Origin of the sequence: Legionella fallonii LLAP-10 (assembly GCF_000953135.1) — a bacterium.
Lineage (GTDB): Bacteria > Pseudomonadota > Gammaproteobacteria > Legionellales > Legionellaceae > Legionella > Legionella fallonii.
The window spans coordinates 4,034,909-4,061,035 of record NZ_LN614827.1 but is presented as its reverse complement, the minus strand read 5'-3'; the positions used below and the strand labels follow the sequence as shown (position 1 = coordinate 4,061,035).

Below are 26,127 nucleotides of genomic sequence, written 5' to 3'. Positions count from 1 at the left end.
TAATGAAACATTATATTTCTTACTGTATATTAGGTCTATCAATGACATTGACGGGGTGTTCTTTTGGTCCCAAATATGTCCCCCCTACGGCATCTGTTCCCACAAATTGGACTGAGGGAGGAGCAAATAGTAAGCCTATCGTTAATAATGAAGAAGCCTGGTGGCGTAATTTTCATGATCCCATCTTGAATAATCTTATTGAACAACATTCTGTGTTTAATTTAGATCTGAAAGTTGCCCAACAAAGAATAGAAACTGCTCGATCAGAATATGCCATAGCCTCCGCACAACTTTTTCCAACAATAAACATAGCTGGTTTACCCCCATCTGGAACCGGAGTTGCCATCAATCAATTAATTGCATTGACGACCTCTATAGACCCCGATCTTTTTGGCAAGTTAAAGCAAAATAAACAACGAGCATTAGCTAATATGAATGTAAGTGAGGCAGATCGTAATTTTGCTTTAATTAATTTATATACGGAAATTACAATCTCCTACCTAGGGTTACGTGAAGCCCAAGCAAGGCAATCGATATTGATCCACAATCTGGCTGGAAGCAAACAGATTCTGCAGTTTGCCACCTCACAACATAAAGCAGGCCAGGCAAAATATATTGATATTGCGCAACAGAAATCCTTAATTGAAAGTCAATTATCAAAACTAGAACAAAATAAAGCAGAAATCATGGCAATTTTGCATAAAATTGAATTGTTAACCGGCAATAATCCGGGGGTTTTAGCTAAAAAACTATTACCGGTCAAACCGATTCCTCAGATAACACAAGATATAAATCTGGGAGTTCCTTCCGATCTTTTACGTCGTAGGCCAGACATTATCGCCGCAGAGCAGCGAGTAGCTGCTGCGCATGCTAGTATTAAAGTTGCCATAGCTAATTTATTTCCTCAAATCAATATAGGTTGGTTATTAGGTTGGCAAACTCAGACACTTGCCAGTAACCTTTTCGCTATTCGAAATCCGGAATCTACCCTGTTCGGAACATTTAACGCCTCTATATTGGATCTAAGTTTATATCGGACTATTGATCTGAAAAAGCGGGAGAAAGTATTGGCCGCTCTTCAATATGAAATTGTGGTTATGAATGCCTTACATGAAGTTGAGATTCAATATAATTATTGTAAGCACTATAAAGAGAGCACACGTCATCTTCGTGAAGCTGCCAGACATAAGCGGCTTGTTTTAAGATTATCAAAAGACAGTTACGAGAAAGGTGCTTCTGATTTTAGTACAGTATTACGTTCTGAAGAAGAATTGGGTTATTTGGAAAACGCATATTTACAAAGTATGGTTATGTATCAAGTGGCTATGGTTAATCTTTATAAGGCACTAGGTGGCGGTGTTATTATTCCTAAAGAGAAAGCTATTACTGCTGAGAAGAAAACATTATAGATTTGAGTGGTCTAAATTATAATTGATATTTTGTTGTGCATTGGAATTCTATAGGGAGGTAATTTGTTCCTTGCGTGACAGCACATGATTAGCAATTAAATCAGGATGATTTATTAGATTAAAAAACAGATTAATTATTTCTTCATCCTTTAATAGATCCTGAGGCATTTTGATACTCTGGGCATAATGAGATAAAAAATGCCAGCGGCGTTGTTGAGTGCGGTTTTTAGTTTCATGAGCGCCATTATTCAATAAAAAATATACATTATGGGCTGCCAAATTGGACATGCGCTTTAATTCGTTACGTGACAGGTTATCTTCGATAACCCTACATGATATTGCACAAGAATTAATGTGCTTTGCTGAAAAAAAATGAACATGGTTTAGTTTATATAATTGATGGAGTAGCCATGTTTTCCTGGAGCATTTAACGAAAAAAATAAAATGCTGATGCCAATGTTTTGATAACATTTCTAAGATTAATTTTGTTGCTTTTGCTCTTTTACCGTATAAAAAACTTAAACGAGTCAAATCGAATACAATGCCTATTTTTCCTTGGGCGTCTTTTAATAAGCCATGCAAGAGCCTTTCAGTCTTGTAATAATGACTAGACAAATAACGTTTCATCTCAGAATCATATTCAGGGTAACGTCTGATAAAAGTACGTCTATTTTTTCTAAGCAACCTTTCTTTGGCTTTTGGCAGAGAGGATATGGATACAGAGCCTTTATGGTACACATAAGCATGATTAGCTAAAGCCGCTTTGTAGCCAATATGTCTGCCCCTATATATATAATCATATTCTTCATAGTATCCATGGCCGTATATTTCATCCAGTAATCTGTTTTTTTCTAGAATGACTGACTTAATATACAAACAAAAACCCACCACTGTAGGAGTATACGTTAGCTCAGGTAGGCACGCGCGCAAGTTGTTAAAACTTTCATAAGCTGGCTCAAAATCCATAAGACTATAGATGGCTTGAGTTGGGAAAGAGCAATGAACCGCATTATTTGATCTAGGACTTACAAATCCAATCGTATCATCTGCATAAGCAATTCTCTGCAGTTCTATTAAGGAGCCAGGAGTTGGTATGGTATCTGAATTTAAAAGAATAACATCATGGCCAGAAAGAGCGGCAAGCTTCAATCCACGATTTGTTGAACGCAAAAAACCTAAATTCTCGTCATTGATGAGCATTTGAAAGGGAATGCTATATTCTTTGCATTGCCAACATGCTTGTTCTAAGGCTTCCTTTAGTGGCGTATCCGTTGGCGAGTCATTGATTAAGATAAGCCGTGCATGCATTTTTGTTAATTCTGGAGCGAGCGAACTAAGAGCATTGAATAATGGAGCAACGAGCTCTGCATGCTTATAAAAGGGGATGATAATATCTACTGCAATCTGTTGGTTATATTGGTTTGTTGTCGACTCTATAGGAGCTGAATCCATTTCTTGCATTATTTTCCCAACCCAAATTCCAGTGCTACATTTTCAAAAGAACGATATATGTAAAAGTTAATCATAGAAAGGGAAAATAGCTAATATTGCACTTAAAGTAAAGTGCCTAGTGCAACACATTCCTTCAATTCTCATAAAGCTTTTATTGAAAGGTTATATTGTAAATGTTATGAGAAGACTTATAATTCTAACCAAATCAAAATGATGATAGTAATTAAGGTAACTTTTCAGTAACTTTGGGAAAAAATGTCATCCCGAAAGAAGCGAAGGATCTTCAAATTCAGGCACTGTGCTCATGACTGGAGATCTCTCACTTCGTTCGAGAAGGCGTTTCCCATACTTATTGAGAAGTTACTAATTAAGGATTTTGTGGTAGTTTTTCTTCTAATAGATTTCTGGCATGTAGACTAAACAACATGGCTGCAACTCTAATTGTTGTAAAACCTCCATAGCAATTAATGGATATTAAAATCATGTCATACCAACCTCACGTTGTTAGTTCCGATTACAGGGCTGATATAGATGGCTTACGTGGAGTAGCTGTTTTATCTGTCGTTGCGTATCATGCATTCCCCCATTGGTTTCAGGGAGGATTTATTGGAGTAGATGTTTTTTTTGTAATTTCTGGCTATTTGATTTCAACTATCATTTTTAAAAACCTTGATCAAGGAACTTTTAGTTTTAAAGAATTTTATATTCGACGTATTAAACGAATATTTCCTGCGTTAATTCTTATTTTAATTTTTTGTCTTGTATTTGGATGGTTTGCTTTATTACCTGACGAGTACAAACAGCTTGGTAAGCATATATTAGGTAGCACTGGTTTTGTACAAAACATGGTTTTATGGGGTGAAACTGGCTATTTTGATAACAGTGCGGAAACAAAACCATTACTCCATATTTGGAGCTTAGGTGTAGAAGAACAGTTTTATTTCATCTGGCCATTGTTTATTTGGTTTGCATGGATACGTAAATTTAATTTATTACTAGTCACAATATTTGCTGCATTAACGTCCTTTATTCTTAACATTAAGGGCATTAATGACAATTTTGTTGCTACATTTTATTTGCCTCATACACGATTTTGGGAGCTATTGTCGGGTGGATTGCTCGCTTGGATTAATTTATACGGCACGAGTACTTATCAGCAATGGAACATAAAAGGTGGTATTTTATCTGCTATTACGCATAAAAATTTTACGCAAAGTAAGTGGGTTGTTTTAAGCAACGCTCTATCTTTTTTAGGTATTATTCTTTTGTGTTGTGGTTTTTTGATAATAAATAAAAAGTTAAATTTCCCTGGAAAATGGGCAATTATTCCAGTTTTAGGCACTGTACTTATTATTTACTCTGGATCTGGTTCTTGGATTAATCGCGTGATTTTATCAAACCGTATTATCGTATGGTTTGGTTTAATTAGTTTTCCCCTGTATTTGTGGCATTGGCCGATTCTTTCTTTCATAAGAATTACTGAGAGCGAAACACCTGGTTGGAATATTCGGATAGCTGCTATTGTCCTTGCTACGGTTCTTGCGTGGCTTACTTATAGATTAGTTGAATGTCCTATACGATGGGGACAATACAATAGGATTAAAGTAGTTTCCCTTGTGGTATTAATGACGCTTATTGCGGGGCTAGGATACCAGGATTATATTAGAGATGGATATGAATTGAGGTTCCCATATATCGCTACAGAGCAGAACTTACAACATAAAAATATAGATTTCTCCAGTGAAGCACGTGAAAATTGTAAGCAACGGTTCCCTAAATGGGAGATTATGAATGATAATCCGTGTTTGCTTCAGCAAAAAGCTCATAACTCCATTGCTATCATTGGTGATTCTCATGCAGGACAACTTTTTACCGGGATGAGTAAGCATCTAGCGTCTAATCATGATGGTGTCGCCGTTTTTTCAGCGAGCTGTGCCGTGCCATTGATTGATATTTCCTCAGGAATAAGTGATGCTAACGTATATAATATACGCAAAGACGCATATAAATTGATTGCATCTGCTTATGATTATGTCATGCATGATCCAGAAATTAAAACAGTAATAATGGCCCATAATCCTCAATGTTCCTACGGCGACGCAGTGGACGTAACAAATCTCGGTAATAAAAATTATCGTAATGTGCTTGAGGTGGGAATGAGGAGAACTTTTTCAAAACTCATACAATCTGGGAAAGAAGTATTCGTATTGTTTGATAATCCGGGAATTAATTTTGATCCTAAAAGATGTCAGTGGAGGCCGTTTAGATTAATCAACAATGATGACAAGTGTTCTTTTCCTAGAAAAATGTTTGATGAAAACCCCGTGTATAGCAGCTATCGTTTATTAGTTAAAAAGGTTTTAAAAGACTATCCGCAAATAAAAACTTTCGATCTTTCAGAGTTACTATGCGATAAAAAAACATGTTATATAGCTAAAAATGGTCATACTCTTTATGCTGATATAAATCATCTCAATGGTTACGGTTCGGAGTTTGTAGCACCATATCTATTATCTGCTATAGGGAGGGCGTGAATTAGAGCTTATACAAACTCTCTAAATCCTTCCGCATAGGCCACTCCAATGTCTTTTCCCCACCGACTGCGTTTTTTATTATGGTGATAATGAAAGCGTGTTAAAGAGGATAAAAATGGCCATATAGGGAATCCCTTTTGGCTTTTGTAAAACTTAATTGCTTCGTTATTCTGCTCATAATATTCATCAATGTTAATTAATCTATTGATGGATATGGAATGATAGCATCTCATGGTCACTGGTTTAGTCAATTGCTTGCTGGCTGCTAGAATGATTTTACCACTATGGATATGATCATTGTGCTGTCGCTCTGATAATTGGGAGTTAAATTCAGGTAAATAAATAATATCGGGATTAATTGTTTTAAGTATGGTTGCCAGCCTTGCGATAGAATCCTTGTCACATAGTACTTTTGTGTCTTTAAAGCCAGCAAAAATAAACTCCAAGTTATCCAGTAAATTATAGCGGGCTCTCGCTTCTTGTTCCCGTATTTTTTCTAAAGGCTCGCCGCGCAGAAAAGGATTGATTGTGCCTTTCCCTCCATAGGTCATCATGATTACGGATAGGCGATGATTTTTTTTTGCATGATCAAGTAAAACGCCCCCGCAATAAAGCTCAACGTCATCTGGATGGGGAGAGACAAAACAAATATTCAGTTGCTTCTTATTTAGTTCAGTCATTTTGATAATTAACTTTATTTGCTTGATTGGTATTAATTTTAAAATAAGCCAGAAGAGTCTGATTCATTTGCTTTTCAAGTACACTAGGCTTTTTTAATTCGCTATTAAAACACAGAAATTGTGGTTTGAACTTTTTGAGTAATAGCAGTTGGATATGAAAAAACATACTATAATGATGTAGCTTTATGAAAAGATGGCTTGAAATAGGCATTTGTCGTTCTAACATACTCCCAGAATCTAATCCCGTTAAATGCATTAAAGCGGTTGGCTGAATATTATGATTTGCTCGCAAATGCGAGTGCAGCGTTGCATTTAAAATGGTTTTCGTCTTAGGATTCTTCCAAAGCATTTCAAAAATGCTCTTTCTGCATGGTTGGCAATGGTGAAGCCCATGCCAAAGCACCGCACTCTTCTTTTTCTTTTGGGCAATTTGTTTATACAGGGTTATCGATTGATGCAAATAGTTAAATTCTGGCCATAAAAAGCGAATTGGCTGAAAAAATATACGAGGCAGCCATTTTTTAAAGAAATATCCTTCACCATTAGGAGTGAAAAAATCAGTAGGTTGGACATGATTACCTAACATGGTGTCATCATTAAAATAAATAAAATGCTCGGATAAATCGGGAATTAAATGTAATACCGTTTCTATGGCCATGCTATTAAAAGTGGGCAAAGCATTGCCTGGCATAATCTCATGTTGTCTTATCAATGTAATTTTATTGACTAGAGAGGACGGCAAATTTTGTAAGCTTGGATTTTGGTAGTCTGCAACGATGATAAAGATTTTGCGAACCCAAGGCGCAAATTTATAAATGGAATATAAAGAATAAAATAATTCGTTACTTTCAGCAAATCGAGCATAATGCATGTCTTTACGGCTAACTTGCGCGAGCAGTTTTTGATATTGAGGGTCGTTACCATCAGCCCATGCATAAACAATATCAATAGGGAAAGTTACTGGCGTTTTTTTTTCATCCATAAGGCGCTCATTTTGATATTTACTCTATTGCGCAAAAGCATTTTATTTTGTGCTAATAGTTGATTAAGCAGAAATACATTCCTTTAATACAGAAACTTAGTCCCCTAGGAATAGCAAGGCCAAGCATAATCTATATAAAAAAGGCTGTCTACACCTTAATTCAGGAACAGGTTGAAAAGCAGAAATGATTTCGTTAAGCTCTTTAAAGAAAATATTTTGTCTTTATTTAATTGATGAAAATAAAGAGAAGCAAAATTTTATAGGGGCTTAAATTATTTTAAATAGCCGGTTTGCATAATGAACCATTACCATCGATTATTAACATAAGGCGCTAGGGATCATGTTTTATGTAATCCTTCTTCTTTCCATAGCATCAAGCTTTTATTATATCTTTGCTATATATTCTACATCCCGTTTTTTTTCACTGCCATCTCAAAGTAAAACTGACTTTCACCCACCGATTAGTATTTTGAAACCTGTTTGTGGTATGGAGTCTATGGCTTATGAAAATTTTGCTTCTTTTTGTCAGCAAGATTATCCAGAGTATCAAATTATTTTTGGCGTAAGAGATGCAGATGATCCCATTGTCAGTGTGGTTAATAAAATCATTGCCGATTTTCCACAAAAGGATATTCAACTAGTCATTTGTGAAACATCACTGGGTATTAATCCCAAAATAAGTAATTTAATAACAATGCAAAAAGCGGCGAAGTATTCTTTTTCTCTTATTTCAGATAGTGACATTCGTGTTGGCCCAACCTATTTAAGTGAAACAATACAATTTATGCAGGATGAGCAGGTGGGTATTGTCACTTGTCCTTACCGTTCATTAGCAAAAACCTGGCGTGCAAAAATCGGAGCAGTCAATGATGCGACAGAATATATGCCAGGTGTTTTTTGTGCCAAGCAATTAGACCAAATCAAGTGGACCTTAGGTTGTAGCGTGTTAATTCGTGAAACAGCATTAAATGCCATTGGAGGCATACAACGTGTTGCCGATTATGTGGCGGAGGATTTGTTATTAGGAAAACATGTTACTCATATAGGATATAAGATCGTTTTGGCCAATTATATTGTTGATCATGTGATAGAACATCATTCGCTGCGCGGTATTATTCGCGGTAAAATTCGTAGGGATAGAGGAATACTAACTTATAACCCTTGGTCTTATTTTAGTCTTCTATTTACATATGGTGCGGCACTTAGTATGCTACTTTTGCTTATAAATCATACCTCAACGATAGGAGTGATTGTATTTGGCTTTGTATGGATAACAAAATTAGTGATGAGCTGGATAATCAGTGTCAAATACTTGAAGGACCCTAGTGCGAAGAAGTGGTTTTGGCTGTCACCATTAAATGATTGCATTAGTTTCATGCTTTGGTTGTACGTTTTTTCTGCAAGTACAATATATTGGAGAGGTAGTTATTTTAAAATAGGAAAGGATGGCAGGTTAGTTGTTTGTACTTGATAGGAATGACCAACAAATTGGGGCATCCTGAAATATCATACAAGTAAAATTATCCCATTTTGTATTCTTTTAAATTACCGAATTTAACACAGGTTGCTGGAGTGCGTTCTGATGAAAACATTGTTTTTGCAAGCCCCATCATACGATGGATTTGATGGCGGTGCAGGTTCTCGATATCAAGCGAAGCGCGAAATTCGCTCATTTTGGTACCCAACATGGCTTGTGCAGCCCGCGGCCTTGATACCTAATAGTCGTGTGCTTGATGCACCTGCAGACAATGTATCTGTAGCTGAAACACTGAAGCTCGCTCAAGATTATGATCTGGTCATAATCCATACAAGCACTCCTTCATTCCCAACTGATACGCTTTTTGCACAACAGTTAAAAGAAAAGAAACCTTCCATTTTAATCGGGATGATTGGGGCTAAGGTTGCAGTAGATTCTCATAACTCCCTGTCATCAAATAATGTCATTGATTTTGTATGTCGGGAAGAGTTCGATTTGACCTGTAAGGACATCTCTGAAGGGAAGCCATTTTCGGAAATTTTAGGGCTGAGTTATCGTTTGCCTGATGGATCGATCAAGCATAATGATGATCGTCCGCCACTGGAAAACATGGACGAATTGCCCTTCGTTGCTCCTATTTATAAACGCGACCTCAATATTAACAATTATTTCATTGGTTATTTAAAGCATCCTTATGTATCTATCTATACTGGCCGTGGTTGCCGATCCAAATGTACTTTTTGCTTATGGCCACAGACAGTAGGCGGACACCGTTATCGCGTTCGTTCGGTAGAAAATGTTCTGGAAGAGGTTAAATGGATTCGTGACAATATGCCTGAAGTAAAGGAAATCATGTTTGACGATGATACCTTCACTGATTTCAAACCCCGAGTTGAAGAAATTGCGCGGGGACTTGGAAAATTAGGCGTCACTTGGTCTTGTAACGCTAAGGCAAATGTTCCTTACTCAACCTTGAAGATTATGAAGGAAAATGGACTACGTCTACTATTGGTTGGTTATGAGTCAGGTGATAATCAAATCTTGTTGAATATCAAAAAAGGCTTGCGTACCGATATTGCCCAGCGTTTTAGTCAAGATTGTCGTAAGCTCGGTATTAAAGTACATGGTACCTTTATTTTGGGATTGCCAGGTGAAACTCAAGAAACAATAGCAAAAACCATTCAATATGCTAAGGAAATTAATCCCCATACCATCCAAGTATCCCTTGCTGCTCCCTATCCAGGAACGACCTTATATAAGCAAGCAGTTGAAAATGGTTGGTTAGAAGAAAATCATAATTTCAATCTGGTTAATTCCGCCGGTATACAATTGGCGGCTATTGGTTATCCTCATTTACCGCGTGAGGAGATTCATCGCCAGCTTGAAAATTTTTACAAGCAATTCTATTTTCGCCCCTCAAAAATTTGGGAAATTGTAAGAGAAATGCTCGTAAGCTGGGATATGATGAAAAGACGTTTACGAGAAGGAGTTGAGTTTTTTCGTTTTTTGCGTGCCCGCAAAGCATAACGATAAATTGGGTTGCAATTACTAAGTAAGCTTTACAGGGTGTAAATTTACATGAAAATTCTAGTGACTGGTGGTGCAGGTTTTATTGGCTCGGCAATGGTTCGATATCTTATTGGGAACACTGCTGATACGGTACTCAATGTAGATAAATTGACTTACGCGGGAAATTTGGAGTCACTTGATAGTATTATCCATAGTCCACGCCATATTTTCCAACAAATAGATATTCGCTCTCATGATCAAATCAATCATGTATTTTCTACTTTTCAGCCCGATGCAGTCATGCATCTGGCGGCAGAAAGTCATGTTGATAGATCCATTGATGGGCCGGCTGAGTTTATTCAAACAAATATTGTGGGTACTTACAATCTTCTTGAGGCAGCACGAGTTTATTGGCAATCACTACCAATAGCAGAGCGTCAATCATTTCGTTTTCATCATATATCTACGGATGAAGTATTTGGTGATCTTGAAAATACAGATGAATTTTTTACAGAGACAACCCCTTATGCCCCAAGCTCTCCTTATTCGGCAAGTAAAGCCAGTTCCGATCATCTAGTAAGAGCATGGCATAGAACCTATGGATTACCTACGATAATAACTAATTGCTCTAATAATTATGGTTCTTATCAGCATCCTGAAAAATTAATTCCAGTCATTATTCTCAATGCATTAGAGGGAAGAAATCTTCCCATTTATGGTAATGGAACGCAAATTCGCGATTGGCTATATGTTAATGATCATGTTCGTGCTCTTTATCTTGTTTTAAAGAATGGTGCAGTAGGTTCTACTTACAATATTGGTGGCCACAATGAAAAACAAAATATTGAAGTAGTGCATACTATTTGCGACTTATTAGAAGAGTTAGTTCCTATAAAACCACAGCATATTTCTTATTATAAAGATTTAATAACTTATGTCACCGACAGACCAGGCCATGATCTTCGTTACGCGATTGATGCAGCAAAAATTCAACGTGAATTAGGATGGAAGCCTAAAGAGACTTTTGAAACGGGGATGCGCAAAACAGTGGAATGGTATCTGAGTCACCAAACGTGGTGCAAAAATACGTTGAATAAAACATTACAACAAAAACAATTCAGAATAACTGATAAGGAATTACCCGCATGAAAGGAATAGTTCTAGCTGGTGGCTCAGGCACTCGCCTTTATCCTATAACTCAAGGTATCTCAAAGCATTTGTTACCTATTTACGATAAGCCTATGATTTATTATCCTTTATCGGTATTAATGTTAGCGGGTATCCGTGACATTCTTCTTATTACAACTCCAGAAGATTATCCATCGTATCAGCGGTTATTGGGAGACGGTGAACAATTTGGAATAAAATTACAATACGCGTTGCAACCCAATCCAGATGGTTTAGCACAGGCCTTTATTATTGGTGAAGAATTTATAGGTCAAGACAATGTTTGTCTGGTACTAGGGGATAATATATTTTATGGTCAAAGTTTTACCAAAAAACTGCAAGATGTCGCTGCTCGTAAAACAGGAGCTACAGTTTTTGGCTATCCAGTAAAAGATCCTAGTCGTTTTGGCGTTGTTGCATTTGATGAACAAATGAAAGCAATATCAATAGAAGAAAAACCAGCTAACCCCAAATCCAATTATGCGGTCACTGGACTTTATTTTTATGATAACCAAGTGATAGAGATTGCAAAGCAGGTAAAACCCTCTTATCGCGGGGAGTTAGAAATATCGTGCATTAATCAATTTTACCTTGAGTGTGGTAATCTCAATGTGGAACTACTGGGGCGTGGTTTTGCATGGTTAGATACTGGAACTCATGAGAGCCTTTTAGAAGCCTGCTTATTTGTTCAAACTATTGAGCATAGACAGGGATTAAAAATTGCCTGCTTAGAAGAAATTGCTTATAAGAACAACTGGATAAGCCTTGAAGCGCTTGAAAATATTGGTTTGAAGTTGAGCAAAAATAATTATGGTGCATACTTGCTTGAACTGATTAAGCAAGGGCAGGTTGAAAAATATTAGTTTATAAATGGGAGCATTTTACCCTCAGCCGTTAGGTTAATGTTTTAGTCTTACCTTTACCCTGTGTCTTGTTGTGATAGTGAGCAATTCTTGGCTCCATGGACAAGCTGCAAGGCGCAGGAAAAAGCGATTAATTGTCTGCTATTCTAAGGATGATTTATGGTCGGGCGTCGTGTATTTGGCTTAGATGTTCTGCGTGCATTAGCTGTATTAATTGTAGTGTATTCGCATGGAGAGCTCATAAAAGGTAATAGTTCTTTCTTGAACCAGTTGTATAAACTTAATATGCCCATCGATGGTGTGACGATATTTTTTGTATTAAGTGGCTTTCTCATCGGGCATATTTTATTGAGAGCTGTTGCCCATGGTTTTTTTAATATACGATCTTTGTTTGAATTTTGGATAAGGCGCTGGTTTAGAACCTTACCAAATTATTTTATGGTACTGATATGGGTACTAATACTTGAATATGATTCTTTGGATAAATATACAGTCATTAAGTTTATTTTTTTTCTCCAAAATTTTTCCTATCCTACCCCCGATATATTTCTAGAAGCTTGGAGCTTATCTGTTGAGGAATGGTTTTATCTGCTTACTCCTCTTCTCCTATTTTTTTTTATAAAAATAAAAGGATTAGAGCATAAAAAAATAATTCTATCTTGGATATTTATAGTGATTATATTTTCCACCTTTTTTAGAGTGTATCAGGCAGCTCATATAGTAAATTTTGATAACCATTTGTGGGATATCAACATACGAAAAGAAGTTCTTACACGATTAGACAGTTTGATGTATGGGGTTCTTGGTGCTTATTTGAATCGTTATCATGAAAGCAGTTGGAGTATTTGGGCAAATAAATGCTTTATTATTGGTATCATCATGATTTTCTGGGGGGCATCTGCTATTTCTGCTGTAGTTTCTCACGAATTTTTTTCAAACTATATTTTATTGACCCTATCTCCAATAAGCATTTTATTCCTATTACCTAAATTATCGGCTTGGAATGACAGCCCAATCCTCATTAAAAATATAATCGTCTTTATAAGCAAGATTTCTTATTCTATGTACTTAATACATTTTTCTTTGATTCTCCTAAATCTTCTTCCTGCACTTGTAGGTTGCTTGCCATTTTATTTGGGAAATTATCAGGATTTAGTGAAGTATTTAATGTATTGGGGGCTTACAATTTCAATTGCAGCAATGTTTTACAGATATTATGAGTACCCAATGACTTTATTGCGTGATAAGTTTGATTTTAGTCAGGTTTCCTTTGCTGTTCGTAAGCATTTTACTAATACTGCTGCTTGATTACACGTTTTGATGTGGTGCTCAATTTCCCTGCTCCCGCGCAGCGATTGAGCGATTTACAGCAAAGAGCTGCTTAAGTGACATCTACGGTCTTCCTTTTTTCAATAAAATCATCTACTACTTCTGATAAATAATCTTTCCAACTATGACAGGAAATATTTAATATTTCTCCAATTTTTGAGGTATCCAAAACCGAGTTCTTTGGTCTTACCGCTTTAGTCCGATACTCTTCAGATTTGATAGGGCTTAATCGAGTTACAGCAAGACTAGCTCCTTTTTTCTTAGCTAAGTCAATAAATGTATGCGAGAACTCATACCAATTGGTAACACCCTCACCTGCATAGTGATAAATTCCCCAATCACTAAAAGGCGACTGATTTATTTTTTCCACTATTTCTAATAGTACTCTAGCTATATCGCGAGCAGAAGTTGGCCTGCCCCATTGGTCTGCTACTATGTTTAATTCTTCTCTAGAGGAAGCCAAATTTAAAATAGTTTTAACGAAGTTATTACCATAAACTCCAAAAACCCAACTAACACGTAAAATAATATGTTCTTTTAGTTGTGATACTATAGCTTGTTCGCCAGCAAATTTTGATTTTGCATAAATACCTTGAGGATCAGGAAGATCCATTTCACGATAGGCACCATTTTTGGCGCCATTAAAAACATAATCGGTAGATAAATGAATTAACGGTATTTGCTTTTGTGTACAATAGCGAGCCAATTGCTGCACAAAGTCAGCATTAATTAGGTGAGCTAAATTTGCTTCATCTTCGGCTTTATCTACAGCAGTATAGGCTGCTGCATTAATGACTAGATCGGGGTGAATCACTAATAAAGCTGAACTCACAGTACTCAGGTTAGTACAGTCGAGTTCTTTTCGTGTACAAGCAATTACCTCATGCTGTGTATTTGCAAAAAGCCTAATGATTTCTGAGCCAACCTGGCCCATTGCTCCCATAACCAGTATTTTCATTTATATCTCGGTAAAAGTTGTGGATTTATTTTATGTAAAGGATCCGCGTGTATATCTTTTGCTGAAAGTTGAGCATCGCCATCCAAAGGCCAATCTATGGCTAATTCTGGATCCAGATAATTAATCGATAGTTCACTTTGTGGATGATAATAATCGGTACATTTATAAAAAAAATCAGCGGTAGGACTCAAAACATAAAAGCCATGAGCAAATCCTTTAGGAATCCAGAACTGACGTCGATTTTCACCAGACAGAATGACACCAATCCATGAGCCATAAGTCGGGGAGCCTATTCTGATGTCAACGGCGACATCAAAAACTTCACCAGCCAAAACAGAAACCAATTTTCCTTGAGTCTGTTGACTTTGATAGTGGAGGCCTCGCAAGACCCCTTTTCGCGATCTGGATAAATTATCCTGGACAAAGACATCTTTTATACCAAGCAATTCTTCATATCGTTTAGTATGGAATGATTCGTAAAAAAAACCACGTTCATCACCGTAAATACGTGGTTCGATAATTTTAATTTCAGGTATTCGAGTGTCTAATATATTCATTAACTACCTTGTTAAAGCGTATCGAGAAATGAAGAAATATCATAAGCTAGAGATAAATACCAGATTAATTTTGGTGCTATATATGATCAGCTGATGAAAAATAAAACCTTGTAAATTTTTAATTACCAACATACTTAAAGTCCATTTTTTCGGTACATGAGTCCGATGATACAGCGTTAACTATTTGGTGCTCTAGATAATATGATTTTACTCATAGTATAGCTGAGGGGCACTAAAATAGCAGAAACAAAAAGTGGTGCATACATTTCATTTATTTTCATGACATCAACCATTATTGCAAGTGCAAAAGCAGAAGCTATGTATTGAAAAACATATATGATGGGATAGGATAAGAATTTTTTCAGGGACAAATCCGCTTGAAAAACAATAATGGAGTTATAATAATAGGAAAAGATAATGCCAATAGAGAACGCTAAAAAATAAGATACTTGATACGGTAGTATTATAAGAAACAAAAAATAAAATAAGTAAGAAATGGAGGTATTTAAGAGTCCGCCAAGCAAAAATACAAACCATTTTTTACTCTTCTTTCTTAAATTATACCTCTGCATTGCTCAATTGCCTGTTTGTAATTTCTAAAAAGTCAGAATAATTTCGGATATAATCTTTTTCATCATAGGCATGGGAGGCAAATACTAATAAAACAGCATCACTAGTATATTTATATTGTATCCCCCACGTTAGAGGAGGAAGATATATACCTTTATTGGGAGCATCCAGTAAGATCTCACCCCGTGTTATGCCATTATCTGCAACAACAGCACAACCTCCCCTAACACAGATTAAAAATTGATGGCATTGACGATGCGCGTGTTCTCCACGTGTTTCTTGACTGGGGACATCAAACACAATAAAGTACCGCTTAGGTGCAAAGGGGATATCTTTTAGAAACTCTCCTACAGACAAATTTCCACGCATGTCCTGGACCAATTTAAATCGATGTAATGTGACATCGCCTACTCCAATTTTTACAATATCGTCATGGTTGTTTGAATAAACATTTATTTTATTATGTAACTTCATCGGCTCTGTTTGGTTAACATAACCCATAATTCGTGCTGGAGAGCCATGAACAATAGCATAAGGAGGTACTGACTTAGTCACAACAGCACCAGCACCTACCATAGCACCACGACCGATAGTCACCCCTGGAAGTATCACTGCACCGCCCCCAATAGATGCTTCCTGATGTATGAAGGTCTGAAGAAACTTCTCTGGATATATTTTTGAACGTGGGAATTTGTCATTTGTAAACGTGACATTTGGACCTATAAAAACATCATTATCAATGTGTATGCCATCCCAAAGATAAACTCCTGATTTAATGGTCACACGGTCTCTAATGACTACGTCATTTTCAATAAAACAGTGCGCGCATATATTTGTGTCGCAACCAATCCTCGCATTTGCTAAAACAACTACGTTTTGCCAAATGGTGGTACCCGCGCCAATAAACTTAGTTTGAACATCAGCTGTTGGATGAATACTTATATTACTCACGGTCTTCCCTATTATTTTCATGGACTAGAGATACAATTGCTAATGGTCTTTTTTTGCTGTTTTCATACCCACGCCAACTGTAAGTTCCCACTAATCCGATTGCCAAAAGATTGATTGTCCCGAAAAAAAGCAGAGTTAACATCGTAGCGGCGTAACCTGAGACGGTAATATTTCCAGCTATTGAACTTATAAAAACAACTCCTCCCAAGATAATAGAAATGAAACAACCAATCATCCCAGTTCTGATTAAAAGCCTAATAGGGAGATCGGTAAATGCAAAAATACTATCCATCATATAATCCATTTTTTTTCGTAACGACCAGCTTGACTTCCCACTTTCTCGCGCAAGCCGTTCATATGGGATAAATTTTCGCCGAAACCCAAGCCAAAAAACAAGCGCAATTAATGAGGAACGTGATTCATCTAATTTTAACAATTGTTCGCGAAAAATATGATTGCATCCAAAGATATCTACTCCTCCAGCAGGCATATCTTTTACAATAAAACGACGATACATATCCCAAAAAATTTTTGAAAAGAGACGAGATAATAGAGGGTCGTTTCTTGATGTTCTTATACCGATTGCAACATCACATTCATCAGAAGAGAGTGCTTGAAAGAAGTTAATTAAAAGCTCAGGTGGTTCTTGGAGATCTGCAGCCATTATTCCAAAATATTTACCATTTGCAGCTTGCAGTCCGCTTCTAATTGCAGCAAATGATCCAAAATTACGAGAGTGTATCAGCAATTTCGCATTAAAACTCAGATTGTTAAGTGCATTCCGTAATAACTCATACGATTGATCTGGGCTGCCATCAATGACAAAAATTGCTTCAATTTGATTGTTTAATGCAATATTTAATTTAGATAATTCCTCAATAAGACGTGGAATAGATTTTTCATTTTTATAAACCGGAATAACAATAGAGAATTGCGTTATAGCCATGAGTTAACACCTTCAATCACCAGATTAATTTGCTCGTCACTCATTTCAGGATAGCAAGGCAAGGTGAGAATTTCTTTAGCCAGCAACTCAGTATTTTCCAGCGTCAGATGACGAAACATTTCATGGATAATAGGTTGATTATGATCAGGAATCGGGTAATGTATCTCAGTCGATATGCCTACATTTTTTAAATGATTACGCAATTCATCACGACGATTCGTACGGAGTACGAATAAATGAGCAACATACTCATATTTCATCTCTTCAGGTAAAATGATATCAGGATGTTTTATCCTCTTAATGTATTGTGATGCAATTCTTCTACGACGCCCATTATCCTCATCAAGATTAGGCAAAAGAGCATTTAATATCGCCGCTTGTATCTCATCCAGACGGCTGTTTCGAGCGCCAGGTACTTCGACTTTATATTTGTCAGACCACCCATATTGGCGTAAGCGCAATATCTTTTCTGCAATGTCTGAATGCTTGGTTATTATGGCTCCACCATCACCAAGGGCGCCTAAATTTTTAGTTGGATAAAAACTGAAACTAGCAGCATCACCAAACGTCCCCACTCGTTTTCCATGAATAGATGCACCATGTGCTTGAGCACAATCTTCAATCAATGCCACATTTTTCTTTTCACAATAAGCGGCTATTTCATTAATTTGTGGTGTTGCTAACCCATAAAGGTGAGTGACTACAACAGCTTTTACACCAGCATCGATAGCCCTCATAACCTCTGTTAGTGTTGTATTATGTGTTTTTAAATCGACATCAAGGAAAAAAGGTTGTGCTCCAATACCTAGTATGGCAGTTGTTGTGTACATCCCAGCATTAGCGACTGTAGCGACTATATCATCTTTTTGTATTTCTACGGATTTCAGTGCAAGTTCTATAGCATCCGTACCATTTGCAAGCCCAATACAATATGGAACATCTAAATAATCAGCAAAGGCTTTTTCAAATCTTTTTACTTCGGGTCCAAGAATAAAATACCCACTTGAAATTACGCGTTGAATTGCCGCATTAATAACATTCATGTTGGTATCAATACGAGCGGATAAATCATTTATTTTCATTTAACCTCCATGCACTAATATCAAATAATATTAGGTTTTTAACAATCGCTCTATAATCCTATACGGTGTTGTCTTCAGCCACCAAAGATCTCACGGATAGACGTTTATGAGACTCCTGGTTTGTGAGATTTCTAAAAGTGCCAACAGACTTAAAAAATACCTCACTTTCAACAAAAAGAAGTATGTTATCAAGAGCAGCTTTGATTTACAATGTATCCATTTTTCAATAAAGCTAAGAAAGCTTCAATGTACGGAAGGAACCATAGTGAATAAGTTAACCCAGCAATTTTTCGAAACTGATTCAACATTTATTGGACTATTTTTAATTTCATTAATCTTATCTGTTGGATATGTGATAGGTTTTCCTGGATTATTCTTTTGTCTCTCAATTTATTTGATTTTTTATGGGATATCTTATTATTCCGTTTTAAAAAACCACTCTATCGCTCGTACGGAAATAAACATAATTTTTTTAATAATTGCACTAATAAATGCTTTTGTGTATTCAGTCATTATTAAAGAAAAATACATTTATTATTGGGATTACAGGGCATACTGGAATATTACAAGCGATACTACCAATCTGATTTTTAGCAATTTAGCATTAATGTTTAAGCAGTTGTACCACAGCATATTATTCGACGATTATAATCTTACACCCTCAATTTTTTTGTCGTTACCATTCAAAGTACTGGGACCAAGTTATCTAAGCTATGTGTTAGCAATTTTAAATGTTTTTATTATTCCCTGTTATTTTATATTAGCTATTTTAATTCAAACTATTATCAAAGAAACTACAAAAAAAGACATAAAATTATATAACATTTTCATCGTGTTGGTATTCTTTCCCCCCGTGCTTAATCCATTATTATATGGGTATTTAGATTCTGTAGGTTTACTCATCAGCTCAATAATACTATTTATTATTTATCGTGATGATCTTGCTAAATTTGATTTAAAAAGAAATGTCATTATAGTTTTTTTATTGCTGTTATTAATTTTTTCAAGACGATGGTATGGGTTTTGGTTTGAAACATTTTTTATAGCTTTGACGCTAACTAACGTTATCAAATTTCTAATTGAGAAAGATTTTACTTGGACGCATTTAAAGAACTGCTTATTCAATATCTTTTTCATTGGATCATTTTGTTTTTTAACTCTGTTATGTTTTTTTAATCCATTTTTAACCAAGGCTTTATTCAATAATTATAATTTTGCTCATTCAGCCTATAAGTTTGGAAGTTTATGGAATAATTTGTTGAATACATTTGACTACTTTGGAATTGGGCTATTGCTATTGGCATTAGTAGGTATGATCTTTGGGTGCATGTATCAAAAGAGCCGATATTGGACAATTTTCACAATATTACAAATAAGTTTATCTTGGTTCCTATTTAATCGAATGGAATCCTTAGGATGGCATCATGAGTATTTATTCTGTAATCAAATTCTGATACTTATGGCTTTGGGAATATTTATTCCATACATCAAGTTTCAGAAAAATTTATATCAATTTCTTTTTTTATTAGCGATATTTAGTTTGCTGACATTTAATTTTGTAAGCAATTATTTCTATCAATTTAATTTTAAGCTTTTGTCCGCTCATTACCAATCTCCAAGAATTCGAAATGATATCGAGGTTATAAAACAAATAGATGGTGAATTAAATAGATTAGTAAAAAGTAATGAAAAAATATACGTTTTGGCTAGTTCATATACGTTGAGTGACGAGATCCTTAGAAATGCTTTTGCTCCAGACTCAAAAAATGCAGTTCCGTCGATGTTATATACGCATCATGTTGATGAATTATATGGATTTCCAAATCAGTTTTTTGAGGCTGACATCATTGTTGTGGGGGATCCCATCCAATATCACTTACAACCAGAGCATCAGCGGATCATTGGTATTTTGGCTGAAGATCTATTAAGTGGGAAAAATATTGGTACACATTATAAACTGATTGATGATAAATATGAATTAGATAATCATATTAGAGTTAAAATTTACAAAAAAATCAGCAATTTGAATCAAGTAGATTTGGAGTATTTATTAACAACGTTTAAACATTTTTATCCAGAGCATAAGGAATTATGGCCAAATAAATCAGATTTATTAACCGGCTAAGTCTTTAGATGGGACATCCTGTAAAAATTAAGTTTTTAATTGTTGTCAACTTAATCATCAACAGACTCATAAAAATATATATACTATGTGTAGCCTATGTAAAGGTCTGTATCTGTAGGATCGGATAGGAGAGGAGCCTCACGGCTCCGAACCCCTGCACCACCGTACGAGCGATGTCGCATACGACGATGTGAGTTAAACGATTAATCTTTGTTCATCGAACCAAGCATTACAATAGATTTCTTTCGCAACTCACCGAGACAGTAGAGTTGCGAAAGAAGTCTAATGGATCTAGAATTATTACCAATCAAGTTATCATGCTTATAATGGACAGGGTTGTATTTCTTTAATCCAATCCACCATGCGTATAAGTCCTTGTGTAAATGTTAGTGCGGGCATCCAGTGTAATTCTTGTACCGCGCGATCTATGGAGAGAATGCTGGTTGGTACATCAAATGTTCTGCCTTCGGTATATTTTCGGTTCACTTTGATTTCGGTAACATTTTCAATTTCATTAAGTACTTTATTCAGGCTAATTCCATGCCCAGAACCGATATTAAATACACGCTCCTTTCCTTCATAGGTGATGGATTTTATCATTGCACTTATAACATCGGATATATGTATATAATCTCTAATAACTGAGCCATCCCCCCAAATTTCAATGATTTCTTTACGCAAAGTTTTACCTAAAAAAACAGCTACCGCACCTTGAGTAGAGCAAGTACGCTGTCTTTCTCCGAATGGATTAGATAATCGCATCACGGTATAATTGAGTCCATACAGTTGCTGATACAAACTCAAGTATTTTTCAATTGCAAGTTTTGTAATACCATAAGAACAGATGGGGTTGGTTGGATGATGTTCATCGATTGGAATATGCAATGGAGTACCATAAACCGTCCCACCAGAGGAAAGAAAAATGATCTTTTTTATACCCGCCTTTACTGCCTGATTTAACAAACGGACAGATCCAGTTAAGTTTGTTTCTATATCAAAAATAGGATCTAAATTCGATGTCTTGGGTAAAACGGTGGAGATCAGATGAAAACATACATCACACCCCTCCAAGGCATTAGCAATATCTCGCTCGCTGGTAAAATCACCTTGTATGTATTGAATATGCTTTGAATTAATATAATTTGGTGAAATAGGGTGTGCTTGATCAAATATTTTTATTGTACAACCTTGGGCAATTAGTGCATCCACTAAATGAGAGCCTATAAAGCCATTGCCACCCAATACTAAAACTTTGAGATCAGATATGTTCATAAATTAAAATCAACTTTTCATTTTAGCGTGTTATTCCAGGTATATGGGTAAGTACCCGTTTAAATCCCTGACTAGCTACAACAACGGGGATTAGTCTTTCTATGGCATGTAACATTGACCCATCATACGGTAATGGTTCTTCAGGGTACATCTCCCATGAGTAGTGTAATTCAAATAGGGGCTTAATTGCTTCAGGTCTGGCCCAAAACATAGTTCCTATTGGAAAGTTAAAATGCTGTTCGGGCAAATTAGAAATTTTCATTTGCTCTGCTAACTCATTAGCAAAAGCTCTATTTTTTCCCCAATCTAACAAATACGGGTCGTCAGCAAAAACCAATCCTAGTTCTGAGTTATTTTTAAATTCATTGATAATTTGGTCCGCCATTCGGTACTGTCCACCTAATAAGTTTTCAACAAGAAAAAGAAACCAAGTGCGTGCGAACTGAGCATTTTTTAAATCCAAGCTTTTTTTAGTATGAAAATGGCCTATTACGTCGTATTGTTGTAATTCATTATTAAACTCTGTCAATAATGGACCTATATCTCTACCTCTATTGGGAACAACATGAATTTTAGAATTAATATGCTGGTAACATGATAGTATATGGGATACTTCGCTGAATAATTGCATACTTGTACTAACATATATGTCAAAAACTGATTTATTGATTTGGATGCGATCCATGAGCTCTTGCAAGATATCCGTATAAAAGACATGGATATGAATAGCACATCGTGATTTTTTTTCATTTAGAGTAATGCTCTTTTTGGGTATGAGCATTTTTTCTTGCCAAGGACCTTCTGGCTTTCCTGAGCGAATATAATCGGCAAACGGCTCAATGTTTTTTTCTCGTGAATGGTGATGAAGATCATAAATTGCTTGATTAAATCCAGGTGCTGGTTTCCTTAATAAATTGACTTTACTGTGCCACGATCTTACATATCTACGAATGGCATCTTGCCTATTAGTGCCCGGTTTGAAAAAGTAATTCTCGTTAAAATCATCGGAGCTTTTTAACGTGAGACAATCCAATTCTTCTTGTTTGGCAAGTTTTGCTTGATTATCAAAGAAACAGACTAAATTAGTCACATAATTACTCATGTCGAAGTGGTTTTGCGCTAATGCTTTAATTTTGGATGAAACTAAAGAATAATATTCAGCCGACTCATAGAAGTGAACAATTTTTTTTGTGGATTCAGAGACACTTAAATGAGGAATAATACATTCTGCTGTGCATGAATCTTTTGCTAGAATTTCGGCAGCTCCAGTGCCTTTATCAAAACAAATAATGGGCTTACCAAGCATCATTACATCAATAACAACATTGGGCAGAGGATCTAAACGAGAAGATAAATAAAATATATCCGCTTGTTCATAGAGTTCTTCTAAATTGGGTACTTCATCAATTAGTTCAAAACTATCTGCTAAATTAGAACGTCCTATTTGTTCTGCAAGATAACATGAATAAGAAACATCTTGTTCCGGATTATATCCTGCACCAACCCATAGCATTTTAATATTATATTGTGGGTAAGAGCGTTTTAGTTCTGCAGCGGTCGCTATAAACAGGTCAACCCCTTTTCTATAATGAACTGAACCTGCGCCTAAAACTAGAAATGGTTTGGATTGATGGCTATGTTTATTATCCGGAGTAATAAATTTAATATTGGCTTCATGCTTTTTCTTCTCAAAGGTATCAAACTCTCCGGGGATATTAGACTTGCCTTGAGATATCGTGTGGGTTAAAGAAATAGCGTTTTCAGTGTGACTATTAATGGCATTTTCTTGAACAACTTTGGAAGGGAAAACTATAGTTCCAGCCCATAAGAATGACTCTAAAAACTTATTACGAGGCCGTGTATATGCCGCAAATTCGTGAATTAATAGTACTGTTGGAATAAAACGCTTAGCTAACGGTTGTAATACCCAGAAGGATTCAATTGAGTTAACAATGGAGTATTTAATGTTATATCGATGAATCACATCGTTTATTAAATTGTCTATAAAAACGCTATCAGGAAGTATCTCTCTATTAATACTGATTATACTATTACAGGCTTGTTCAAAAAAAGGAGTAATACAGCCGCCATTTAAAAGCAACACAATTACATTAAATTGTTTTTTTAATTCATGTGCAATATTAAGAGCAAGTATTGGCGCTCCAGTTCTAGACGCGTCATGACTTATTAGCAGCACCGTTTCTTTAGTGTTACAATGTGGGGTTATTTCCTTACGCAGATTATAAGGACTTCCTTTTCTACCCTCAGCTTTTCCGAAGTGTATAAAGTGATAGTAAGGATCTATATTGGCTGCTGCGACGTCTGGATAAGATTTTAAATAATAATCCTTATCAAAATCGTGTGGGGCACATAGGCTCTTGGGCAATAAACTTAGGAACGAAGGGGACGACAAGATAGAAGGGGACGACAAGATCTTAGTGCTTTCGTTTGGGGAAATTATCTTTTTTGATACAATAATCCTAGATGGAATTGTAATAAAATTTGAAAAACCCTTGATGGCTTTTTTAATTTTTCTCTTCATTTACTTCCTTATACACATGCCCTGAAATCCAGAGATCGATAAAATTACTTAGAACACGCCCCGAAATTCCAGGAGTAGAAGCGTAAGATCTAATTGCTTAGCCTTCTAGCAATGCTTTTTTATCATGAATTGCAACAAAAAAACAGTAATTAGCCCCTGTTTTATTAAAATAAGAAGTTAACGTTTTTACTATAAATGATAATCGTTGAGTGCATTAGCGTATTAACATAATTAATACAATTCTTATCTTGATGAATTATAGTTATTTACAAAACCCGTACTTGGGATATATGCTCCTCATATTAATAAAATGACTGTTTTTTGTGATCTTCTTAAAATAAAAAATTAAAAAAGGATTGATGTATGTCTCCTGAAACGGTGATTCAGGTAAGAAATATAGGTAAGTGCTACCACATTTATGAAAAGCCGCATGAGCGCATGTTACAGGTTCTAATGCGTAGTCGTAAAAAATATTATCGTGAATTTTGGGCATTGAATGATGTATCTTTTGATGTAAGAAAGGGAGAAACCATTGGCATTATTGGTCGCAATGGGAGTGGTAAATCAACTTTATTACAAATGATTTGTGGTACATTAACGCCAACACAGGGTACTATCAAAACAAAGGGGCGTATTGCCGCCTTATTAGAATTAGGTTCAGGATTTAATCCTGAGTTTACCGGCCGTGAAAATGTGTACATGAATGGCACAATATATGGTTTAAGCAAAAAGGAGATTGACAATCGCTATCAGGATATCTGTGATTTTGCAGATATTGGAGATTTTATTGAACAACCGGTGAAAACTTATTCCAGTGGTATGATGGTTCGTTTAGCTTTTGCTGTAATAGCCCATGTTGATGCAGATATAATCGTAATTGATGAAGCGCTCGCAGTGGGCGATGCATTTTTTACGCAAAAATGTATGCGGTTTTTACGTCAATTTATGCAGAAGGGGACTGTGCTTTTTGTTAGTCATGATACGGCTAGTGTCAGAAATTTATGTAATCGTGCTATTTGGATTGAAAAAGGAAGCATCGTTCAAGAAGGTTCTCCCAAAGAGGTTTGTGATCAATATCTTGAGGCTTTTTATGAAGTACAACAGGGCAAAAGTAACTCCATTGAATTTAAAACAAAAGCCCTAGATGATATTCATACTTTTATAGATCAACGTTTAGTTTATATAAATCAGTCTAACCTGCGCAATGATTTGCGTGTTTTCAAGTTTGACCCAGATGCAGCATCTTTTGGAAAAGGGGGGGCTCAAATTTATGATGTTCGCCTGCTTAATCAAAAGGGGGAGTCATTGGCTTGGATTGTTGGTGGCGAAAAAGTGACGCTTCATATCACTGCGAAAGCAAACCAAGATCTTCATTCTCCTATTATTGGTTTTTATATTAAAGATCGTCTAGGGCAAACGCTATTTGGCGATAATACATTTCTCACTTATAGTTCAGAGACAGTAGTTTGTGCTCAAAATAGTATTATTCACGCTGATTTTGTTTTTTATATGCCGCTATTGCCTTGTGGCGAATACAGCATTAATGTTGCTATAGCGAGTGGTTCTCAAGAAACACATGAACAGCATCATTGGATACACGATGCTCTATTTTTTAAATCAGAGTCCAGCAGCGTTTCATCTGGTCTTGTAGGAATTCCAATGCAAGAAATAAAATTAAATGTTTTGGAAGAAATAGATACTTCATATGTAAGTTAAAGGATG

At 35.9% G+C, this 26,127-nt stretch carries 20 protein-coding genes; 9 read left to right on the top strand and 11 right to left on the bottom strand.

Features of this window, described 5'->3' with window-relative positions; all coding sequences use genetic code 11:
* Window positions 1-41 precede the first annotated feature (41 nt).
* Entirely contained in the window at window positions 42-1,409 is a 1,368-nt protein-coding gene (locus LFA_RS16925) for an efflux transporter outer membrane subunit (RefSeq protein WP_045097208.1), read from the top strand.
* A 48-nt stretch (window positions 1,410-1,457) separates the two neighbouring features.
* On the opposite strand, the gene LFA_RS16920 is transcribed toward LFA_RS16925, so the two are convergent.
* Window positions 1,458-2,870, bottom strand: coding sequence for a glycosyltransferase family 2 protein (locus tag LFA_RS16920; RefSeq protein ID WP_045097207.1), 1,413 nt, complete (start codon window positions 2,868-2,870; stop codon window positions 1,458-1,460).
* 473 nt (window positions 2,871-3,343) lie between these two features.
* Here LFA_RS16920 and LFA_RS16915 point away from each other — a divergent pair, with 473 nt between their 5' ends.
* Window positions 3,344-5,395, top strand: coding sequence for an acyltransferase family protein (locus tag LFA_RS16915; protein ID WP_045097206.1), 2,052 nt, complete (start codon window positions 3,344-3,346; stop codon window positions 5,393-5,395).
* Between the two features lie 8 nt (window positions 5,396-5,403).
* Here the strand turns inward: LFA_RS16915 and LFA_RS16910 are convergent, their stop codons facing one another.
* Both LFA_RS16910 and LFA_RS19070 read right to left on the bottom strand, forming a co-directional pair.
* Complete coding sequence (locus tag LFA_RS16910) at window positions 5,404-6,075, bottom strand: PIG-L deacetylase family protein (RefSeq protein WP_045097205.1); 672 nt, start codon at window positions 6,073-6,075, stop codon at window positions 5,404-5,406.
* A complete protein-coding gene (locus tag LFA_RS19070; protein ID WP_052674036.1) occupies window positions 6,068-7,057 on the bottom strand; it encodes a stealth family protein in 990 nt (329 codons plus the stop codon). The genes LFA_RS16910 and LFA_RS19070 overlap by 8 nt, the downstream gene beginning before the upstream one ends.
* A gap of 340 nt (window positions 7,058-7,397) precedes the next feature.
* Here LFA_RS19070 and hpnI point away from each other — a divergent pair, with 340 nt between their 5' ends.
* From hpnI to LFA_RS19065, 5 genes are all read left to right on the top strand, one after another.
* Window positions 7,398-8,528, top strand: coding sequence for a bacteriohopanetetrol glucosamine biosynthesis glycosyltransferase HpnI (gene hpnI / locus LFA_RS16900; protein WP_045097204.1), 1,131 nt, complete (start codon window positions 7,398-7,400; stop codon window positions 8,526-8,528).
* Between the two features lie 111 nt (window positions 8,529-8,639).
* Window positions 8,640-10,061, top strand: coding sequence for a hopanoid biosynthesis associated radical SAM protein HpnJ (gene hpnJ, locus LFA_RS16895; protein ID WP_045097203.1), 1,422 nt, complete (start codon window positions 8,640-8,642; stop codon window positions 10,059-10,061).
* 51 nt (window positions 10,062-10,112) lie between these two features.
* Entirely contained in the window at window positions 10,113-11,192 is a 1,080-nt protein-coding gene (gene rfbB, locus LFA_RS16890; protein WP_045097202.1) for a dTDP-glucose 4,6-dehydratase, read from the top strand.
* Window positions 11,189-12,073 (top strand): glucose-1-phosphate thymidylyltransferase RfbA, encoded by an 885-nt coding sequence (gene rfbA / locus LFA_RS16885; protein ID WP_045097201.1) that lies wholly within the window; start codon window positions 11,189-11,191, stop codon window positions 12,071-12,073. Before rfbB ends, rfbA begins: the two co-directional genes overlap by 4 nt.
* Window positions 12,074-12,232: 159 nt before the next feature.
* A complete protein-coding gene (locus tag LFA_RS19065) occupies window positions 12,233-13,381 on the top strand; it encodes an acyltransferase family protein (protein WP_052674034.1) in 1,149 nt (382 codons plus the stop codon).
* A gap of 73 nt (window positions 13,382-13,454) precedes the next feature.
* On the opposite strand, the gene rfbD is transcribed toward LFA_RS19065, so the two are convergent.
* The 6 genes from rfbD to LFA_RS16850 form a co-directional block, all read right to left on the bottom strand.
* Window positions 13,455-14,360 carry a dTDP-4-dehydrorhamnose reductase gene (gene rfbD, locus LFA_RS16875; RefSeq protein WP_045097200.1) on the bottom strand — a complete coding sequence of 302 codons (906 nt, stop codon included), beginning with the start codon at window positions 14,358-14,360 and terminating at the stop codon, window positions 13,455-13,457.
* Window positions 14,357-14,917, bottom strand: coding sequence for a dTDP-4-dehydrorhamnose 3,5-epimerase (gene rfbC / locus LFA_RS16870; RefSeq protein WP_045097199.1), 561 nt, complete (start codon window positions 14,915-14,917; stop codon window positions 14,357-14,359). The genes rfbD and rfbC overlap by 4 nt, the downstream gene beginning before the upstream one ends.
* Window positions 14,918-15,093: 176 nt before the next feature.
* A complete protein-coding gene (locus tag LFA_RS20680; RefSeq protein ID WP_052674033.1) occupies window positions 15,094-15,489 on the bottom strand; it encodes a GtrA family protein in 396 nt (131 codons plus the stop codon).
* Window positions 15,476-16,438 (bottom strand): WxcM-like domain-containing protein, encoded by a 963-nt coding sequence (locus tag LFA_RS20505; protein ID WP_045097198.1) that lies wholly within the window; start codon window positions 16,436-16,438, stop codon window positions 15,476-15,478. The genes LFA_RS20680 and LFA_RS20505 overlap by 14 nt, the downstream gene beginning before the upstream one ends.
* Complete coding sequence (locus tag LFA_RS16855) at window positions 16,431-17,384, bottom strand: glycosyltransferase family 2 protein (RefSeq protein ID WP_045097197.1); 954 nt, start codon at window positions 17,382-17,384, stop codon at window positions 16,431-16,433. Before LFA_RS16855 ends, LFA_RS20505 begins: the two co-directional genes overlap by 8 nt.
* A complete protein-coding gene (locus LFA_RS16850; protein WP_052674032.1) occupies window positions 17,375-18,466 on the bottom strand; it encodes a DegT/DnrJ/EryC1/StrS family aminotransferase in 1,092 nt (363 codons plus the stop codon). The genes LFA_RS16855 and LFA_RS16850 overlap by 10 nt, the downstream gene beginning before the upstream one ends.
* A gap of 265 nt (window positions 18,467-18,731) precedes the next feature.
* Between LFA_RS16850 and LFA_RS16845 the strand changes: the two genes are divergently transcribed.
* Complete coding sequence (locus LFA_RS16845) at window positions 18,732-20,591, top strand: hypothetical protein (protein ID WP_045097196.1); 1,860 nt, start codon at window positions 18,732-18,734, stop codon at window positions 20,589-20,591.
* Between the two features lie 321 nt (window positions 20,592-20,912).
* Here LFA_RS16845 and LFA_RS16840 read toward each other — a convergent pair whose 3' ends face one another.
* Together LFA_RS16840 and LFA_RS16835 are read right to left on the bottom strand one after the other, a co-directional pair.
* Window positions 20,913-21,863 (bottom strand): NAD-dependent epimerase/dehydratase family protein, encoded by a 951-nt coding sequence (locus LFA_RS16840; protein WP_045097195.1) that lies wholly within the window; start codon window positions 21,861-21,863, stop codon window positions 20,913-20,915.
* A gap of 22 nt (window positions 21,864-21,885) precedes the next feature.
* Window positions 21,886-24,405: a rhamnan synthesis F family protein gene (locus LFA_RS16835; protein WP_052674031.1), complete on the bottom strand. Its 2,520-nt coding sequence runs from the start codon at window positions 24,403-24,405 to the stop codon at window positions 21,886-21,888.
* 363 nt (window positions 24,406-24,768) lie between these two features.
* Here LFA_RS16835 and LFA_RS16830 point away from each other — a divergent pair, with 363 nt between their 5' ends.
* On the top strand, window positions 24,769-26,121 hold the full coding sequence (locus LFA_RS16830) for an ABC transporter ATP-binding protein (RefSeq protein ID WP_045097194.1): 1,353 nt from the start codon (window positions 24,769-24,771) through the stop codon (window positions 26,119-26,121).
* Window positions 26,122-26,127: the final 6 nt, after the last annotated feature.

Bases quoted from the DNA above. Each gene is read 5' to 3' on its own strand.
- LFA_RS16925 (WP_045097208.1), top strand. From the start codon at position 42: ATGACATTGACGGGGTGTTCTTTTGGTCCCAAATATGTCCCCCCTACG.
- LFA_RS16920 (WP_045097207.1), bottom strand. From the start codon at position 2,870: ATGCAAGAAATGGATTCAGCTCCTATAGAGTCGACAACAAACCAATAT.
- LFA_RS16915 (WP_045097206.1), top strand. From the start codon at position 3,344: ATGTCATACCAACCTCACGTTGTTAGTTCCGATTACAGGGCTGATATA.
- LFA_RS16910 (WP_045097205.1), bottom strand. From the start codon at position 6,075: ATGACTGAACTAAATAAGAAGCAACTGAATATTTGTTTTGTCTCTCCC.
- LFA_RS19070 (WP_052674036.1), bottom strand. From the start codon at position 7,057: ATGGATGAAAAAAAAACGCCAGTAACTTTCCCTATTGATATTGTTTAT.
- hpnI (WP_045097204.1), top strand. From the start codon at position 7,398: ATGTTTTATGTAATCCTTCTTCTTTCCATAGCATCAAGCTTTTATTAT.
- hpnJ (WP_045097203.1), top strand. From the start codon at position 8,640: ATGAAAACATTGTTTTTGCAAGCCCCATCATACGATGGATTTGATGGC.
- rfbB (WP_045097202.1), top strand. From the start codon at position 10,113: ATGAAAATTCTAGTGACTGGTGGTGCAGGTTTTATTGGCTCGGCAATG.
- rfbA (WP_045097201.1), top strand. From the start codon at position 11,189: ATGAAAGGAATAGTTCTAGCTGGTGGCTCAGGCACTCGCCTTTATCCT.
- LFA_RS19065 (WP_052674034.1), top strand. From the start codon at position 12,233: ATGGTCGGGCGTCGTGTATTTGGCTTAGATGTTCTGCGTGCATTAGCT.
- rfbD (WP_045097200.1), bottom strand. From the start codon at position 14,360: ATGAAAATACTGGTTATGGGAGCAATGGGCCAGGTTGGCTCAGAAATC.
- rfbC (WP_045097199.1), bottom strand. From the start codon at position 14,917: ATGAATATATTAGACACTCGAATACCTGAAATTAAAATTATCGAACCA.
- LFA_RS20680 (WP_052674033.1), bottom strand. From the start codon at position 15,489: ATGCAGAGGTATAATTTAAGAAAGAAGAGTAAAAAATGGTTTGTATTT.
- LFA_RS16855 (WP_045097197.1), bottom strand. From the start codon at position 17,384: ATGGCTATAACGCAATTCTCTATTGTTATTCCGGTTTATAAAAATGAA.
- LFA_RS16850 (WP_052674032.1), bottom strand. From the start codon at position 18,466: ATGAAAATAAATGATTTATCCGCTCGTATTGATACCAACATGAATGTT.
- LFA_RS16840 (WP_045097195.1), bottom strand. From the start codon at position 21,863: ATGAACATATCTGATCTCAAAGTTTTAGTATTGGGTGGCAATGGCTTT.
- LFA_RS16835 (WP_052674031.1), bottom strand. From the start codon at position 24,405: ATGAAGAGAAAAATTAAAAAAGCCATCAAGGGTTTTTCAAATTTTATT.
- LFA_RS16830 (WP_045097194.1), top strand. From the start codon at position 24,769: ATGTCTCCTGAAACGGTGATTCAGGTAAGAAATATAGGTAAGTGCTAC.